We start from the raw sequence: 14,744 nt of genomic DNA, 5'->3' as shown, positions 1-14,744 counted from the left end.
GTCATCACACATTTGTCTGCGCACAGGCAGCAAGACAGGCTCACGTATGAGGAGTAGGCGGTTGTCGAGGCACGGGACTGAACTTCTGTCATGGAAAGTTCACATGGGGCTGTTAACGCAAAAAAATCAGCAACGGCACAGGCCGTTGCTGATCGGTGTCGCGGGTCGTTGAAACGTGGGTTACAGCGGACGACCGATTTGGTTGCAAACAGAGGTGTTGCCGATGCTCAAACCGTTGGACGCGGTGACGAAGGTGTCACGCACAGCGGTTTTCCAGCTGGCTGGCAGCGGTACGAAGCGGTTGTTGGTGATCGCCGTGTCGTTGTTGGACAAAGCGCCGTAGTGCTTGGAGAAGAACGCACGCACTTGGGTGGTTTGATCAGCGTTGGCATAGCACTGGCTGAAGATCAGGTTAGTGAAGCCCAGGATTGGGTAGCCGGTGCTTGGGTATTGCACGACGCTGGCGTCGTTGGGGTTGGTAGTCGCTGCGAACACAGGCACCCAGACGTTCTGGTCGCCACGGCTGGCGACGGCTGGCGGCTGGATCGCGTTGATCGCGGCCGAAACGTTGGCAGGTGCAGGCGAAACACCACCGATCGTGGCGACTTTGGTTGCGTCACCCAGGCCGGCGACGCTGGTTGCAGCCCAGTCCGGGCTCATGTAGGTGATGCGGTTCTGAGCATTGTTGAGCAAGCCCATCACACCTTCACTGGTGTCCTTGAAGGTTTCTTTAGGCGTGGTAGTGCTGGCTGGGTTGACTTCTTGCAGAGGGTTGATTGCACCCGCTGGCAGGCCACGGGAGAAGCTGCTTTCGAAAGTCTGGGTCACGGCGAAAGTACCGTTTTCCAATGTCGGGTTGCACTTGGCATTGAGGAAACGGGTGAACAGCTCGGTGGTGCCGCTGGCGCCTTTACGGTAAGCCACTTGGATGGTACCGGTAAGGCCTGGAGTGATCTGGTCCCAGGTAGTCAGACGACCCGAGTAGACGCCGCAGAGTTGGTCAACGGTCAGGTTGACGTTACCGGCACCGGTTTTGTTGAAAGGAATGGCAACCGAAGTGGCCACCGAAGGGACCTGGATCAGCTTGCCCCAACCGGCTTGCTTGTTGTTTTGATAAGCGAGCAGTTCAGCGGCGGAAAGCTTGGAATCGCTGCCGGCCCAATGCACGTTCTTGTTGGTCACACCGGCGACGAACTTGGTGTAGTCGTTGTTCAGGAAAGCTGACTTGCCATTGCCGCTGCCGACACCGATGTACTCGGCAAAACCGGCAGTCAGTACGCCAGCAGTCTTGTACAGCGGTTCTGGCAGAGTGGCGCCGCCGCCGTTGATGTCAGCCATTGCAGCCTGGGCCGAGCACAGTGCGGCGAGGGTCATGGATACCGCGAGAACGTTGCGCTTAAACATGAAGAATCTCCTTTCGTCGTGTTTGTACGTTTGGGGTAGATGGCTCTTGCATGACGCCATGGCTTCGGTCCCAAGCCGTCTTGCGGGGGTGGCCAGGGGTGAAAACCATGGGAGAGAAATTCGCAGTTTCCGATGACGTTTGTAGGAAAAAACCTCGGGAGGAACACCTTGATTTTTAAAAAGATTCTCGGGTGTTTTGGTCATGATTCCGAGCGCTTTGGGCGCAGGTGACAGCGAGGTTTCAGCGCGTTTGGCTGGAGGCGGCATGGATCTTAGGGATGTGACGGAATGAGAAACCCGAGGTTGGACGGGGCAGCATCAGGTGCGCACAAAAACCCATTGAATAAACACAGTTCAAATGTGGGAGGGGGCTTGCCCCCGATTGCAGTGGGTCAGCCAAAGATGTAGTGACTGACTCTGCGCAATCGGGGGCAAGCCCCCTCCCACAGTCAGGTGACGAGTTGGTTGATCTCGATGATCGGCAACAGCACGGCCATGACGATCACCAGCACCACGGCGCCCATCACCACGATCATCAGCGGCTCCAGCAACGCGGTCATGCCCATGGCACGCCGTTCGATATCCCGCGACAGCGTCTGCGCCGCCCGCTCCAGCATCGGTGGCAGCGAGCCGGTTTTTTCGCCGCTGGCGATCAGGTGGATCAGCACTGGCGGGAAGACCTTTTCCACCGCCAGCGCCGGGGCCAGGTTGACGCCCTCGCGCACCTTGGCGGTGGCATCGCTGACGCATTGGTCGAGCCGGTCGTTGGACAAGGTTTGCCGCGCCGCTTCCAGGGCACGCAGCAACGGCACCCCGGCACCGCCGAGGATCGCCAGGGTCGAGGCAAACCGCGCCGTGTTCAGGCCCAGCACGAAGCGCCCGATCAGCGGCAAACGCAGTACGCGACTGTGCCAATTCAGGCGCGCCACGGGGTTGCGCAGGTACAGGCGCCAGCTCCAGAAACCGCCGACGATCCCGGCAAAACACAGCCAGCCCCAGGCGCGGATGAAGTCACTTGCATTGAGCATCGCCAGGGTCAGCCCCGGCAAGTCCTGGCGCGCCTGGGAGAACGCGCTGACCACCTGGGGCACCACGTAGCTGAGCAAGAAAATCACAATGCCGATGGACACCAGCCCCACCACACCGGGGTAGATAAACGCCGTGAGAATCTTGCCCCGCAGGTTGTTGCGCTCCTCGATGTAGTCGGCCAAACGCTCCATCACCTGGGCCAGGTCACCGGACTCCTCCCCCGCCGCGATCAGCGCACGGTAGATCGACGGAAAATCCCGAGGTCGCGCCGCCAAGGCATCCGCCAGGCGCATGCCACCCCGCACATCGGCACGCACGGCGGCCAGGGTCTGGGCGATGTGCTTTTTCTCGGCCTGCTCCACCGTAGCACTCAGCGCGGCCTCCAACGGCAGGCTGGCGCCCAGCAGGCTCGCCAGTTGCCGCGTGGCCCAGGCCAGGTCGTTGTCCGACAGTTTGGCGCTGAACAGGCTGCTGCCCGTCGCGGCCGGCTGATTGCCTTCGATCTGCACCAACAACGCGGTCAAACCGCGACTGCGCAGGTTGGCAAAGGCCGCGCTCTGGCTGTCAGCCTCCACATGCCCGGCCTCGACTTTGCCGCTGGCATCGGCGGCTTCATAGCGATAGCGATTCATCAGGCGTCCCGTGTCACACGCAGGATTTCTTCGGGGGCGGTGGCACCGCTGCGCACCCAGCGTTCACCGTCTTCACGCATGCTCAGCATCCCGGCGCGGCGCGCGGCCAGACGCAGGTCCTGCTCGTTGGCGCCCTCATGAATCAGGCTGCGCACCGCGTCGTCGACGCAAAACAACTCATGGATCCCGGTACGCCCGCTGTAGCCGACCTGATTGCACTGCGGACAGCCCACCGGGCGCCAGGTGCCGGGCGCGGCCGGGTCTTCCTGCTTGCAGTGCGGGCACAGGCGTCGCACCAGGCGCTGGGCCAACACGCCGAGCAACGACGACGCCAACAGGAACGGCTCCACGCCCATATCGATAAGCCGGTTGACCGCCGACACCGCATCGTTGGTGTGCAAGGTCGCCAGCACCAGGTGCCCGGTGAGCGAAGCCTGCACGGCGATTTGTGCGGTCTCCAGGTCACGGATTTCACCGATCATGATGATGTCCGGGTCCTGGCGCAGGATCGCACGCAGGGCCAGGCCGAAGGTCATGTCGATCTTGGCGTTGACCTGGATCTGGCTGATGCCCGGCAGGTCGTATTCCACCGGGTCTTCCACGGTGAGGATATTGCTGGTACTCGCATCCAGCCGCGCCAGGGCGGCGTAGAGGCTGGTGGTCTTGCCGCTGCCGGTGGGCCCGGTGACCAGCACGATGCCGTGGGGCTGGCGGATCAGCGTATCCAGGCGCGCCAGCAGTTGCGGCTCCATGCCCAGGGTCTCCAACTGCAGGCGCCCGGCCTGTTTGTCCAGCAGGCGCATCACGACCCTTTCGCCATGGCCGGTGGGCACGGTGGACACGCGGATGTCGATGGGTCGCCCGGCCACGCGCAACGCAATACGCCCGTCTTGGGGCAGGCGTTTTTCAGCGATATCGAGTTGGGCCATGATCTTGATCCGCGACACCAGTGCGCCATGCAGTGCCTTGCGCGGCGAGACCACGTCCCGCAGCGTGCCGTCGACACGGTAGCGCACCACGGAATGGGTTTCGTAGGGTTCGATGTGGATGTCGCTGGCTTCGTCGCGGGCGGCCTGGGTGAGCAAGGCGTTGATCATACGGATCACCGGGGCGCCGTCCTGGGTGTCGAGCAGGTCGGTGACTTCGGGCATGTCTTGCATCAGGCGGTCGAGGTCGACCTCGTTTTCGGCGGCGCCCACCACGGCGGCGGCGCTGCCGGTGTCGGCGTAGGCGGCGGTGAGCAGGCCGTCGAGTTCGTCGTCGCGTACCTGTTCGAGCTGGGCCTGGCCGAACTGGCGGTGGACTTCGCTGATGGACCAGCCGGGGGTCGAGGGGCACACCGTCAGCAGGTGGCCTGCTTCGGTGGGGCGCAGGAGGATGCGTTGGGATTTGGCCCAGGCGTAGGGCAATAGGCTCATGGTTTTGGCCCTGTTTGTAGGTGTACATATCCGTTGCTGCGGTAACGGCTACTTATGGTTCCGCCCTTACGGCGGCTCACTTTTGAAAAGCGCAAAAGTAAGCAAAACGCTCTTGCCCCAACACTCGGCACCTCGCTTAGGCTCGGTGTGCCCGTAATCCGACAGTGATTTGGGGGGCCGCCGCCACGCGCCATCCATGGCGCGGGGCGGCTAAACCGGCATCCCTGCCGGTTTACCCCCCAAATCCCTGCCGAATTCCGGCCAGCGTGTTTGACGGGGCGCCCAGGATCAAAATCAAAAGCAAAGCGCGGCGGCCTGGTAGCCGACCGGATCGTTGAGGCGTGCGCGTTCCCCTGTAGGAGCCGGGCTTGCCCGCGATGGTCGTTAACGATGACGCGGGAAGCCAGAATGAACGCGGTGCTCTCACTGGTTTTAGGGCTGCTTCGCAGCCCAACGCGGGGCAAGCCCGCTCGCCACAGTAGGGCGGCAACACAAAACAAAAAACGTATCCACGATGCGAAGCGAGTCGCTCTTGCTCTTCGGCGCCCCGTAAAACCACGCTGGCCGAACGCAGGCTTGAATCCGTGGGTAACCCGGCAGGACGCCGGGTTAGCCGCACTGGGCCATGGATGGCCCATTGCGGCGGCCCACGGATTCAAGCCTTCGTTCGGGCACACCGAGCCTAGGCGAGGTGCCGAGTGGTGGGGCGAGGACCTTTTGGTTACTTTTGGGTCCTTCCAAAAGTGACCCGCTGTAAGAGCGGAACCATAAGTAGCCGTTACCGCAGCAACGGATATGTACTCAATCACCGTCTCCCCCCAGAACCAGGAATCGCCTTGTCCACAGAAGGCAACTGCGGCGCCTGCACATCCGGCATCGCCCAACTGTGCTCCGGCTGCAACCCCCCTTGCGCCCTGCGCATAAACTCATACCGATTCAACGTAATACTGCGCCCCGCCCCACTGTCCCGAATAATGTACGGCCGCAAAAACACCATCAGGTTGGTCTTGTTCACACTGCGCTTCTCATTGCGAAACAACGCCCCCAACCCCGGAATATCCGACAACCACGGCACCGCATCATTGCTCTGGCTGTACCCATCCTGCAGCAACCCGCCGAGCACCATGATCTGCCCGTCATCCAGCAAAATACTGGTATCGATCGCCCGCTTGTTGGTCACCGTGCCCGCCTCCACCGACGCCCGCGCATCCACGGTGCTGACCTCCTGGTAGATATCCAGCTTCACCGTGCCGCCCTCGGAAATCTGCGGTCGCACGTTCAACTTGAGCCCCACCTCTTCACGCTGCACGGTCTGGAACGGGTTGTTGCTGGTGCCTCCGCCGCCGGTCACATAACTGCCGGTGACAAACGGAATGGTCTGCCCCACGAAAATACTCGCCGCTTCGTTGTCCAGGGTCAGCAGGTTGGGCGTGGACAATATGTTGGTGCCACCCTTGCTCTTCAACGCACGGGCCAACACCTTGAGGTCGAGTACCTTGCCGATGCCGGGAATATCCACGGTGCCGTTGACCAGACCCACGTTGAGCCCCTTGGGCAACACATCGATGCTGGTCTTGCTGGTGGGCGCGCTGTTCACACCGCTGCCGCCCAGGTTGACGCCGCCAAACCCACCCTTGCCTCCCAGGTTGCCGGCCTGCCACTGCACGCCGAATTCAGTGGCGTCGTCTTCGCCGACTTCCACGATCAGGCTTTCGATCACCACCTGGGCGCGGCGCTGGTCGAGCATGTCGATGACTTCGCGCAGGTTGCGGTACAACGGGTCCGGCGCGGAGATCAGCAGGGTGTTGGTGGTGGCGTCGGCCTGGATCGTCACGCCGCCGGCGCTGAACGCGGTGTCCTGATCCTTGGCGGTGCCGTTGGTGCCCGTGGTCGAACCGGTGGCCTGGCCATAACCCGACTGCACACCGCTGCCGGTGGGGGTGCCGCTGCTGTTTTGCGCGTTGCTCGCGCCTTGGGCGGTGTTCTTGCCATTGCCGCCCATGGCGCTGAGCTTGCCACGGGCATCGTCGCTCACGCCGGAATCGCTCTCGCCGGTGAGCAAGCCGCGCAGCGACTGGGCCAACTTGCCCGCCTGGGCGTTGCGCAGGTACACCACGTGCATATTGCTGGGGTTGCTCTGGGCGTTGTCGAGTTTGTAGATCAGGTTGCGCGCCAGTTCCGTCCGCTCCGGGCTGCCGGAGCGGATGATGATCGAGTTGGAACGCGGGTCGCCGATCACGTTGATCTTCTGGGTCTGGTCGGCGCCCTGGGTGTCCAGCAGCTCGGAGACCATCGCGGCGATGTCCACGGCGATGCCGTTCTGCACCATCACCACATCGGTGTCGATGGCACTGGGGGTGTCGATGCCATTGATGATCTGCGCCACTCGTGCCAGGTTTTCCGCGTAGTCGGTGATCACGATGCTGTTGTTGCCGGGGTAGGCATTGATCGGGTTGTTCGGCGACACGATGGGGCGCAGCACCGGGATCAGGTTGACGGCATTTTCATATTGCAGGCGGAAGGTGCGGGTCTGCATGCCGCTGCTGCCGGCACTGTAGATCGGCCCGCCGAGCAGCTTGGCATCGGCCTCGGGCACCACCTGGGCGACGCCGCCCACATCGACCACGCTGAAGCCCTGCATGCGCAGCGCCGCCAACAGCATGTCGTAGGCCTGATGCGCCGGCACCTGGCCTTCGCTGACCAGAGTGAGGTTGCCCTTTACCCGGGGGTCCACCAGGAACTGCTGGCCGGTGGCACGGGAGAGTGCGCGCACCACCGCCTGGATGTCGGCGTCGACAAAGTTGAGCTGCACCGGTTGGTCACCCAGCGGGTTGCGGGCCTTGACGGTTGCCGGGGCATGGCCGCGAGCACTGTTGGTGACGCGGTGCTGCACCGGCGCTTTGGGGGCGGGTTGGCTCTGGCGGTCGAGAACGGTCTCGCCACTGCGACGGGTGTCCGCCAGGGGTTGGCCGAGTTCGCTGTCCACCAGCAACGGCTTGGATGCGTCCTGGCTGCTGCACGCACTCAGGGCCAGCACCAGCAACGGCGCGACCATACGAAAAGGGGGGACTGACCACTTCATGAAGCTTCCTTAGCGCCAAGCGCCTGATCCATGCGAACGGTCCCGGACACAGTGCCGGCCGAGTTGTCGACGGTATCGAGCACGCGCTGTAAACGCGCCTCGGACACCTCCAGGGAAAACGAACGGGCGTTGCCCAGCAGCCAGCCCACCACCGCGTCGGCCGGGGCGTTGTCGAAGGTCAGGCGCCACCCCGCGGGCTCGAGCGCCTGCAACTGGTAATGCCCTTGCAGGCCGGCACTGTCCAGGGCCTGGCGCAACGCGGCTTCGTCGCCCGGCCTGGGCGCGGCGACGTCCTGCAACAACACCTGCAAGGCCTCGGCCTGGGCGCGCAGCTTGGGGGTTTCGGCCTGCCAGTAATCGATCTTTTTCAACGCGGGCTGCACCAGCACCAGCCAGGTCAACAGGCTGGCCAGGACCAGGCCGGCGCCGCCGAGCATGCGTTTTTCGCGCAGGGCCAGGCCGCTCCAGAACACCCGGGCCTGGCTGCGCAGTCGCTGGACTTTATTCATCGCCGGCTCCGGTTTTTTCTGCGGCTTGCGCGGGAGCAATGGTCCAGGCATGGCCATCGCGGCTGGCGGTGAAACCGGCCTGGGCCAACGCCGCCTGCCATTCGCCTTCGGCGGTCGGGTTACGGCTGTCGGCGAGCAACTCGACACGCAAGCGCCCCTGTTCAAACGTCAGGCTGTCGACACTGCCAACCATGAACGGCAGGTTGCTGCCCACCAGTTGCAGCAGACCGGGGAAACGTTGGCCCGGGTCAGCGGCCGCACCGGTCTGGCGTGCAGCCAATTGCTGGCGGGCCTGTTGCAAGGGGTTGAGCACCACCGGCAACCCCGGAAACGCCTGGCGCACCTGCTGGCTCATCAGCGCCTTGAGTCGCTGGCCTTGCTCCACCTGGCGCGCGGCGTACAGGTTGAGGCCCAGGGTCCAGATGGCCGTGGCCAGCACCACACAGGCCAATGCCCTTCCCCATCCGCCGGTCGAGGGCTGTGTGAGGCGACCGTGCAACCCCCACGTGGGCAGCGGCCCGCTCCAACGCTGCGCCGCGTCCACCCGTGGCAGGTCCAGCGCCTGCATGCCCAACGGGTGCACCGTGCCTTGCTGCAGGCTGTCACGGGTCAGCAGGTAGCCGTCATCCAAGGCAGCGGCGCCCACCGGCAACGCATAAGGCGCCGGGTACAGGCCGCGCAGCTTGAGTGGCAGTTGCGCCAGCCGCTCCAACCCGGCGTTGGGCAACCAGGCCACTTGCACGCGGCCATCGCTTTCACGCGGGCCGTGGGCCACCTGCATCTGCTCAACCGGGCCGAGGATCAACGCCTGGGCGGCACAGGCCACGGCGGCGGCGGTCTTCGCCGCGGGTAAAGGCGGCAGCTCGAGGCTGGTCAGCAGGCTGTCCCGTGGATGCAGGAAACAGTCCGCCGCCTGGCGCGCCTGGCACAACTGCGCCAGGCTGGCGTCGCCCTCTTCAACGACCACGCCACGTTCCACCCAGGCAAACCGGACCTGGCTCTGCGCGCTCAACTGATCCAGCGGCGCCAAGCCAATGCGCAAGCGTTTCATACGCCCACCCGCGACCAGATCACCCGGGGCTGCCGGTCTTCAGGGCGGTGCAACAAGGCGTCAAGGGTGACCCGCCGCTGCTCGCGCCGCGCCTGGCCCTGCACGCGGAACCACTCGCTGGTGATGCCCACCTGCACCGAATCCACCGCCACTTGCGGCAGGTGCAGGCGGTTGACGAAATCCCCCCGGTTGATAAACCACTGCCCACTGTCACGCTCGGCCACCAACCCATGGGCCTGGGACAGGCTGAGCTGGGGCACCACTGCACTGAGCACTTCGGCGCTGGCGGTGTTGCCGTTGACCCAGGTTGGGCCGGGCAACACGCTGATATAGGCCTGCATGCGCTGCAACACCAGGGGGTCGAGGCCTTCGATCCCGCTCAGCTCATCCAGGCTGCGCAGCATCGGGTATTTGGCGGGCGGTTCATAAGACGCGATCACCCGCTGACTGATGCGCCGACTCACCGCCGGGTCGACACCGATCAGGCGGCACAGTCGTTCGAAACTCTGCAGTTGCTCGGTGTCCACCTGCTCGCGGTTGACCAGGTTGCGCAGGTTGAACTTGCCCTGTTCGTCCTCGATACGCCCCTCGAAGGCACCACCCTGGGCCCGCGCCCAGGGTTGATCGAGACGGGTCAGCACGTCTTTCTGGCGGGCGTCCCAGAGCAGCTGCCGGCTGCGCTCCAGGCCGCCCTGCAACAGCCATTGGCCCTGGATGCGCAGCTGTTCGGCTTCGAGGCTGCGGGTAAATACGGTCTGGCGCGTGAGCATGGCGCCGGCCAGTACCGCCACCACTGCTGCGATCAGCAAGGCGCTGATAATCGCCATGCCGCGCTGCTTCGCCGCTGGGGGCGAATACCGTTTCATGGCGGGCCTTAGAGCTGCCAGGAGCCGATATCGGCATTCACGCCATCGCCATCCGGTTGGCCGTCGGCACCGAGGGAGAACACGTCCACCTCACCATTGGCGCCCGGGTTGAGGTAGTGATAAGGGTGGCCCCATGGGTCGTTGGGCAGGCGGTCCAGGTAGGCGCGCCAGTTGCTGCTCTTGGCGTCCGCCGGGCGCTCCACCAACACCTTGAGGCCCTGGTTCATGCTCGGGTAAGTGCCGTGGTCGAGGCGATAGAGTTTCAGCGCCTGCATCAGCCCGCCGATGTCCTGTTTGGCCGCCGTGGCCCGCGCCTGGTCCGGGCGATCCAGGACCTTGGGCACCACCATCGCGGCGAGGATCCCGAGGATGACCACCACCACCATGATCTCGATCAGGGTGAAGCCACGCTGCCCGCGAGGGCCTGGCAATGGGGACGTTAGGCGCGCGATATCCATCTCGACATTCCTTGGCTTGAGTGCAATTCGTGGCGCAGTGTTGCAAGAACACATGTCAGTCGTATTGAAATTCCTCGGGAGTTTCGGTCGCCAATCGGTCAACTGCCGGCGCTAGTCTGCGGGCCTGTTTCCCGGCTTTGAGAGCGCCATGTACGGCCGTCGCAAGGAGCAAGGTTTTACCCTGATCGAAGTGCTGGTGGCACTGGCGATCATCGCCGTGGCCATGGCCGCCGCCGTGCGCGTGGCCGGGTTGATGACCCAGAGCAACGGCCTGCTGCGAGACAAATCCATCGCGTTGCTGGCGGCGCAGAGTCGCCTCGCCGAACTGCGCCTGGAAGGCCATCTGCGTAGCGGCAAGAAGACCTTCACCTGCGATCAAGGCCGCCTGAAGCTGCGCTGCGAGCAGACCATCAACACCGACGGCCGCCTGTTCCAGGTCAGCCTGCAAGTGCTCGACGCCAGCCGCGAGGCACCGCCCCTGGCGCGCCTGGACACCCAGGTCATGGCCGAGTGAGCAGCGGCAACGCAGGCCCCGGCGGCAACTTGTCGAGGTTGACGCGCAGCTTCTCGCCAGCGCGCTCGATCTCCACCCCGTCGCCCTCAATGGCCGTCAGCCGCACACCGGGGCTGAGCCGTTCACCCAGCAGAAAGCTGCGCGGCGGGCCGTCATTCAGACTGAGGATCGCCACCGCGCCCCGCGCTCCCGCCAGTACGCCGGTGACCTTGACCTGCAACGCCGTCGGCACATTGGAAAACCATTGCAGCGCCGGGTTATCACTGCGCGCCGCCAGTGCCTGGGGCGTGGCTTGCGGCGTGTGGGATTCGGCGCTGGTGAGCAGCAGCGGCGTCCATACCGCCACACCCGCCAGCGCGGCCAGCACACCCACAGCCTGCACACCGTGGGCCAGGGTGAAACGAGGGGCAAATGTCATGGGGAGGACCTCCTGTTTGTCCGTCGCACCAGCCTACAGGTCAATTCGCACGCTTTTATTTCACACACTCCCCAGTTCTCCAGGTAGCCCGCGATGAAACAGCAAGGCTTCACCCTGATCGAGCTGATGGTGGTGCTGGTGATCATCGGCATCGCCAGCGCCGCCATCAGCCTCACCATCAAGCCCGACCCGCTGCACCTGCTGCGCAAAGATGCCGAGCGCCTGAGCCAACTGCTGCAAGTCGCCCAGGCCGAAGCCCACGCCGACGGCCGCCCCATCACCTGGCGCGCAGATGCCAAGGGGTTTCGCTTCAACCGCCAGCGGGACGACGGCCAGGGCCTCGACACCTTTAAAAACGACGACCAGTTGCGCCCACGCCTGTGGGAAAGCACGCCGATGCAGATCAGTCTCGAACCCCGGCAAACCCTGGTGCTCAACGCTGAATGGATCAACCCACCGCTGCGCGTGGTGCTGTCCGACGGCCAACACAGCCTCAGCCTGCAACGCGACGCCGCCGGTTTGATGCGCGTGGTCAGCCAACCATGAAGCCGTCACAGCAAGGCTTCACCCTGATCGAAGTGATGGTGGCGATCATGCTCATGGCCGTGGTCAGCCTGATCGCCTGGCGCGGGCTGGACAGCGTCACCCGCGCCGATCAGCATTTGCAGGCAAGCACCGAACAAACCGAAGTGCTGCTGCGCGCACTGAACCAGATGCAACGGGATATCAGCCTGCGTGCCAGTGTCGAACTGACGCCCCCGGAAACCACCCAAACAGAGGGACTGGCCGCCGTGACCGTGCGCAGCTCCGACAGCAAGGGCTTTCGCCTCGACGTGATCCGCAGCGCCCCAGCGGCCGGCGATGGCCTGCAACGGGTGCGCTGGTGGCTCAAGGGTGACGCACTCTACCGCGCTGCCGCCCCCGCGCGGGACCGCTACCCGCTGCCGGCGGCAAAGGACGGCGTGGTGGTGCTGACCGGCGTCAGTGACCTGCAGGTACGCGTATGGGAAGCGGACAAAGGTTGGCGGCAACTGAGCGGCAATCGCCGCGAAGACCCGCTGGGACTGGAGATCAGCCTGGTGCGGCAGACGCCACAGGGAGTGGAAAAATACCGGCAGGTGGTGGGACCGTTGAAGTAGGGGCGGCGAATTGGCCGCCCCGCCACTGTCATCGTCCGCGCTCGCCGGTCTCGAGCCACACTTTGCTGACGCTCAAGGTTGTCGCCAGTTTCTCCACGCGATCCATCGGCAGCCCGCGTGAAAACCAATTGTTGAGGCACTGCGGGCTGACGTGCATCCATTCGGCAAAGGCCGTGGGCGGGATGCCGTAGGTGTTGAGCACCAGACGCAGGCGATGGCCGGAATGAAGGGGCGGGGGTTGTAGTGGGGTGTGGCGCCGGGGGGATTTTTTCCGGGTATGCATGAGGGGGCGGCTCCCTGCCGTGGTGGATTTCTCCGTGAACTATAAACAGCGCGGAAATGAAACAGCAGGTGTCTGGGAGGGCTGGAAAAGCATAAAACGAAATAACCTACATATTGCCGGGAATAATTCTTACAGCTTGATAGGAAGCTGAACGCCGGTCACGGCTGATCGACGTTCGGGTTGAACTGACTTGACCACGTATTACAACAATCGGCGTTGCACCGCTTCTTCCAGCGTACTGCGGGTCAATGCATGCACCACGTCCTGCGTGTTCTTCTGGAAAGGAATGGCGACGATCGATCGCGGGTAACACACCTTGCTTAGATTTTTGCTGTCATTGCCTCAAGGCTGAGTATGACTAGCGTTATGCTTGTCGAGATCAAATCTTTTCTGCATAAAAAACCGATTGTATCCAGTGACCGGGTAATCTTTGAGTTCTCCAAATATGCTGAAGCCGAGCCGGCGGTGAAGTCCGCTGTGGCTTTTGCAACTACTCAGGAATAATTATCAACTCACTCCATAATGGTTTCAGCCCTACACTTTCCATATAAGCCCCATAGTCGAAAAATGCCCTGACCCCAATATCTTCGTATAAAAACCATGAGGCCTCGCACTCTTGACATACGAACAAGCTACTGTCGTCAGCTATAACTTTAGCCTTGACAATATCTCCCTGCTCACACCTTGGACACAACATATAAAACTTCTCTATTTAACAGGATAGGCGGTAATGTCCTGACTGGTCCCAGGCCGAACAATAATTTTAATACTCGTTTCTCCCGAAGTACCAATCGCTCGGCCCATCGGGACAACATATGCACCCGGATCTCCGACTACAGGACTACCTTTCTTGAGCCATGCCTCATCGACAGCGCCTAAAATCTCTTTTCTGTCCATACTAAAGACGCCATGAGGATCCCTCTGGGTCTGACCCCGTTTACCCGAATAAGCACCCTGGGTTTCCGGAGATACTTATTAACTATTTCGATTTAATGTATCCAGAAACTTTTCAAATGCTTTAGGGACAAGATCTTTTTCCTCTGGAGAAAGCAAAATATTCATTACCTGCTCATCGCCAGCATAGTCATATATATCAATGCCTATCCAGCCTTCAGACCAAAATTCTACGGTCGCCAGCTTATTGAAGCCTTCCAGCTCTATCCGTTCAAGTTCACCAAAATCCCCGTTGGCGAATGTTGAATACTCTACGGAGTAGCCTTTCAATAGAGGCTTAACTTCTTTATTAAACTGAAAAGCATCCATAACCCCTCTCACTTACTATCTAGCACAGTGATATTTTTTACCTCAGGAAGATATTCTCCACCCTGTTTATTAAGCAAATACTGCTGGGATTTACTTGCGTCCAGACCAATCATTCTATACCAGCCTTCCTTACCACCCTGCAATAATCCACTACTTGGAACATCAAACTCGACACAGACGAAACCTTTAGTTGAGATAAAGGTTTGCCCGCCGCCTCCCTCAACAATTTTGTTACTACTTTGCATCCGTGCCAGCTTATCAGAGGTGTGATGCGCCTGAAATCCCTTGTTTAATCCCTGAAGCTTTCGATAAGCAGGACTAATTACGTCAGGTAAAATCTGGCCTGTTGCTTTTGCACCAAGTCAAAAATCACTCTTTTCGACGATAAACGACCCTCTCAGCTTCCGACAAACTAGGTAGATCTTCGTTGCCTACAAAAATTTCCGACCTGCATTTTAAATCCGCCCCCTGGTAAGCAGTATATTGACATATGATATCTTCTACCTCACCAATATCATCCTCTATATTTTCTTCAAGATAAAATCTTATTACCCAAACATCATCTTCACAATACAAAACTACCATCCTGAAGTTTGGAGTAACTGCCCCCAGCATCGCTTGAACAAGCATTAAGACTTGGAAATTCCAAGCTTTCAATTCGGCTTCTGCATTCATTTT

16 protein-coding genes are annotated in these 14,744 nt (G+C 61.6%); 3 read left to right on the top strand and 13 right to left on the bottom strand.

The features are described from left to right. Positions 1–180 precede the first annotated feature (180 nt). From BLR69_RS02875 to gspG, 8 genes are all read right to left on the bottom strand, one after another. Complete coding sequence (locus BLR69_RS02875) at positions 181–1,404, bottom strand: substrate-binding domain-containing protein (protein ID WP_071495347.1); 1,224 nt, start codon at positions 1,402–1,404, stop codon at positions 181–183. 449 nt (positions 1,405–1,853) lie between these two features. Continuing rightward, entirely contained in the window at positions 1,854–3,065 is a 1,212-nt protein-coding gene (gspF, locus tag BLR69_RS02870) for a type II secretion system inner membrane protein GspF (protein ID WP_071495348.1), read from the bottom strand. Beyond that, on the bottom strand, positions 3,065–4,483 hold the full coding sequence (gene gspE / locus BLR69_RS02865; RefSeq protein ID WP_071495349.1) for a type II secretion system ATPase GspE: 1,419 nt from the start codon (positions 4,481–4,483) through the stop codon (positions 3,065–3,067). Before gspE ends, gspF begins: the two co-directional genes overlap by 1 nt. A gap of 805 nt (positions 4,484–5,288) precedes the next feature. Beyond that, positions 5,289–7,565, bottom strand: a complete 2,277-nt coding sequence (gspD, locus tag BLR69_RS02855; RefSeq protein WP_071495350.1) for a type II secretion system secretin GspD — start codon at positions 7,563–7,565, stop codon at positions 5,289–5,291. After that, positions 7,562–8,074, bottom strand: a complete 513-nt coding sequence (gene gspM / locus BLR69_RS02850) for a type II secretion system protein GspM (protein WP_071495351.1) — start codon at positions 8,072–8,074, stop codon at positions 7,562–7,564. Before gspM ends, gspD begins: the two co-directional genes overlap by 4 nt. After that, positions 8,067–9,125, bottom strand: coding sequence for a type II secretion system protein GspL (gene gspL, locus BLR69_RS02845; protein WP_071495352.1), 1,059 nt, complete (start codon positions 9,123–9,125; stop codon positions 8,067–8,069). The genes gspM and gspL overlap by 8 nt, the downstream gene beginning before the upstream one ends. After that, entirely contained in the window at positions 9,122–9,991 is an 870-nt protein-coding gene (gspK, locus tag BLR69_RS02840; protein WP_156790782.1) for a type II secretion system minor pseudopilin GspK, read from the bottom strand. Before gspK ends, gspL begins: the two co-directional genes overlap by 4 nt. Before the next feature lie 8 nt (positions 9,992–9,999). Next, entirely contained in the window at positions 10,000–10,449 is a 450-nt protein-coding gene (gene gspG, locus BLR69_RS02835; RefSeq protein ID WP_071495354.1) for a type II secretion system major pseudopilin GspG, read from the bottom strand. A 148-nt stretch (positions 10,450–10,597) separates the two neighbouring features. Between gspG and gspI the strand changes: the two genes are divergently transcribed. Beyond that, positions 10,598–10,963 carry a type II secretion system minor pseudopilin GspI gene (gspI, locus tag BLR69_RS02830; RefSeq protein WP_071495355.1) on the top strand — a complete coding sequence of 122 codons (366 nt, stop codon included), beginning with the start codon at positions 10,598–10,600 and terminating at the stop codon, positions 10,961–10,963. On the opposite strand, the gene BLR69_RS02825 is transcribed toward gspI, so the two are convergent. Then, positions 10,950–11,381: a type II secretion system protein N gene (locus BLR69_RS02825; RefSeq protein WP_058427241.1), complete on the bottom strand. Its 432-nt coding sequence runs from the start codon at positions 11,379–11,381 to the stop codon at positions 10,950–10,952. The genes gspI and BLR69_RS02825 overlap by 14 nt on opposite strands. A gap of 93 nt (positions 11,382–11,474) precedes the next feature. On the opposite strand from BLR69_RS02825, the gene gspH reads away from it, so the two are divergent. Beyond that, entirely contained in the window at positions 11,475–11,927 is a 453-nt protein-coding gene (gspH, locus tag BLR69_RS02820) for a type II secretion system minor pseudopilin GspH (RefSeq protein WP_071495356.1), read from the top strand. After that, entirely contained in the window at positions 11,924–12,520 is a 597-nt protein-coding gene (locus BLR69_RS02815) for a type II secretion system protein GspJ (protein ID WP_071495357.1), read from the top strand. Before gspH ends, BLR69_RS02815 begins: the two co-directional genes overlap by 4 nt. Positions 12,521–12,548: 28 nt before the next feature. Here BLR69_RS02815 and BLR69_RS02810 read toward each other — a convergent pair whose 3' ends face one another. The 4 genes from BLR69_RS02810 to BLR69_RS02790 all read right to left on the bottom strand — a co-directional run bounded on the left by BLR69_RS02810 (position 12,549) and on the right by BLR69_RS02790 (position 14,741). Then, positions 12,549–12,803, bottom strand: a complete 255-nt coding sequence (locus tag BLR69_RS02810; protein WP_071495358.1) for a helix-turn-helix domain-containing protein — start codon at positions 12,801–12,803, stop codon at positions 12,549–12,551. 975 nt (positions 12,804–13,778) lie between these two features. After that, positions 13,779–14,066, bottom strand: coding sequence for a hypothetical protein (locus BLR69_RS02795; RefSeq protein WP_071495359.1), 288 nt, complete (start codon positions 14,064–14,066; stop codon positions 13,779–13,781). 8 nt (positions 14,067–14,074) lie between these two features. Further along, positions 14,075–14,311, bottom strand: a complete 237-nt coding sequence (locus BLR69_RS30680) for a TreTu family toxin (protein ID WP_134434926.1) — start codon at positions 14,309–14,311, stop codon at positions 14,075–14,077. Positions 14,312–14,435: 124 nt separating this feature from the next. After that, positions 14,436–14,741 carry a hypothetical protein gene (locus BLR69_RS02790; protein WP_071495360.1) on the bottom strand — a complete coding sequence of 102 codons (306 nt, stop codon included), beginning with the start codon at positions 14,739–14,741 and terminating at the stop codon, positions 14,436–14,438. Positions 14,742–14,744 lie beyond the last annotated feature (3 nt).

The sequence above is a fragment of the Pseudomonas azotoformans genome, from assembly GCF_900103345.1.
Lineage (GTDB): Bacteria > Pseudomonadota > Gammaproteobacteria > Pseudomonadales > Pseudomonadaceae > Aquipseudomonas > Aquipseudomonas azotoformans.
This window is presented reverse-complemented; position numbering and strand designations above follow the sequence as displayed.

Coding starts and splice junctions, on each gene's coding strand:
- BLR69_RS02875 (WP_071495347.1), bottom strand. CDS start 1,404: ATGTTTAAGCGCAACGTTCTCGCGGTATCCATGACCCTCGCCGCACTG.
- gspF (WP_071495348.1), bottom strand. CDS start 3,065: ATGAATCGCTATCGCTATGAAGCCGCCGATGCCAGCGGCAAAGTCGAG.
- gspE (WP_071495349.1), bottom strand. CDS start 4,483: ATGAGCCTATTGCCCTACGCCTGGGCCAAATCCCAACGCATCCTCCTG.
- gspD (WP_071495350.1), bottom strand. CDS start 7,565: ATGAAGTGGTCAGTCCCCCCTTTTCGTATGGTCGCGCCGTTGCTGGTG.
- gspM (WP_071495351.1), bottom strand. CDS start 8,074: ATGAATAAAGTCCAGCGACTGCGCAGCCAGGCCCGGGTGTTCTGGAGC.
- gspL (WP_071495352.1), bottom strand. CDS start 9,125: ATGAAACGCTTGCGCATTGGCTTGGCGCCGCTGGATCAGTTGAGCGCG.
- gspK (WP_156790782.1), bottom strand. CDS start 9,991: ATGAAACGGTATTCGCCCCCAGCGGCGAAGCAGCGCGGCATGGCGATT.
- gspG (WP_071495354.1), bottom strand. CDS start 10,449: ATGGATATCGCGCGCCTAACGTCCCCATTGCCAGGCCCTCGCGGGCAG.
- gspI (WP_071495355.1), top strand. CDS start 10,598: ATGTACGGCCGTCGCAAGGAGCAAGGTTTTACCCTGATCGAAGTGCTG.
- BLR69_RS02825 (WP_058427241.1), bottom strand. CDS start 11,381: ATGACATTTGCCCCTCGTTTCACCCTGGCCCACGGTGTGCAGGCTGTG.
- gspH (WP_071495356.1), top strand. CDS start 11,475: ATGAAACAGCAAGGCTTCACCCTGATCGAGCTGATGGTGGTGCTGGTG.
- BLR69_RS02815 (WP_071495357.1), top strand. CDS start 11,924: ATGAAGCCGTCACAGCAAGGCTTCACCCTGATCGAAGTGATGGTGGCG.
- BLR69_RS02810 (WP_071495358.1), bottom strand. CDS start 12,803: ATGCATACCCGGAAAAAATCCCCCCGGCGCCACACCCCACTACAACCC.
- BLR69_RS02795 (WP_071495359.1), bottom strand. CDS start 14,066: ATGGATGCTTTTCAGTTTAATAAAGAAGTTAAGCCTCTATTGAAAGGC.
- BLR69_RS30680 (WP_134434926.1), bottom strand. CDS start 14,311: ATGCAAAGTAGTAACAAAATTGTTGAGGGAGGCGGCGGGCAAACCTTT.
- BLR69_RS02790 (WP_071495360.1), bottom strand. CDS start 14,741: ATGAATGCAGAAGCCGAATTGAAAGCTTGGAATTTCCAAGTCTTAATG.